The organism is Syntrophomonas sp. UBA5494, assembly GCF_002426325.1.
On the sequence record NZ_DIPG01000131.1, the window covers coordinates 17,878 to 19,087 of the forward strand.

A 1,210-nucleotide genomic window follows, 5' to 3' on the forward strand; every position below is an offset into this window, starting at 1 on the left:
CGATGGAGAATCGTATAAAAATCGGTGATTTTATAAAATTAACCGGAAGCACCCTAAAAACTATTATTTATTATCACAAGATCGGTTTACTGCCCGAACCGGAGCGCTCTCCGGGCGGATACCGGTTATACGGACCCGCCGAGCTGAACCGCATGCGTTTGATTAAACGCCTGAAATCGCTGGGGCTTGATCTGCAGCGCATCAAAGAAATAATCGGGGATCTTAACAACACCAAAACTATGCGGGAAATCCTGCTGTCACTCCGCATCGAGCTATTAAATGAGAAGAAAACCCTGGAACAACGAGTGGAGAAAATCGATGCATTACTGGGTGAAGACATGGAGCTCTTGAACCAAGATATTTTCGTATCCCCTTCTTTCCAAATGATCACCGAGATAATGGGAACGGATCAAATAGAAAAGTACGCCCGGTCCTGCCCGGAAATCTATGACCAGCACCGTAAATTGTACAGCATCCTGGATGATTTTCAATGGGGCGAGGATTTCCGAGAAGTTTTCCGCATCCTGGCCGAGTATTTTAAAGACCATCCCGACCATTATCAGATGGCTTTGGATTTTGGAGCACGCTGGGCAGAACTGACTAACGTTCCTGAAGATGATCCCCGAATAGATGCTCTGGCCCGCGAATCTGCCCTGCTCCTTGATAAAATGCCGCAGGTGAAGGGACTCATGCTCAGCCGCTCAGGACAGAAAGATCCTTTGAACGGCCTGTATAAGGAGATGGTCGCCGGAGTGTTATCGCCGGCCCAATTAAAATACCAGCAGCTGGTTGAAGAATATCGCAAGTCGAATCAAGAAGACTAAGCTCTTTTGGCTAGTATATTTTCGTTTAAGGGCAAGGAGATAATTTCAGTGGAAGGCAAGACAAATACATCCTCATTTAAAATCTATCTGTTTCCCACGATAATGATGATTGTAATGGGCCTCATTCTGTTTCTTCCCGCTGGGACCTTACGATACTGGCAGGCCTGGATTTATTGGGTGATGTTTTCAGCCGTAACTTTTTTTATTACCGCTTATTTCGCCAAAAGAAGCCCCGAACTACTAGCCAGGCGATGGCAGCATAAAGACCAGGAAACCGTGCGGAAAATACCTGGTTTGTTAAACCTTTTTCCCCTTTTTTATTTCGTAGCCGGTTTTGATTTTCGGTTTCACTGGTCAACGGTGCCGGTTTGGATAGTTATTGCAGC

General features: G+C 45.9%; 1 protein-coding gene and 1 pseudogene. Both read left to right on the forward strand.

Annotated features, from left to right (window positions below; genetic code table 11):
- A partial coding sequence (locus B3W37_RS14750) for a helix-turn-helix domain-containing protein (RefSeq protein WP_483169834.1) occupies positions 1-824 on the forward strand: 824 nt, incomplete at its 5' end.
- A gap of 48 nt (positions 825-872) precedes the next feature.
- A pseudogene (locus B3W37_RS14755) lies at positions 873-1,210 on the forward strand (isoprenylcysteine carboxylmethyltransferase family protein); the annotation flags it as partial.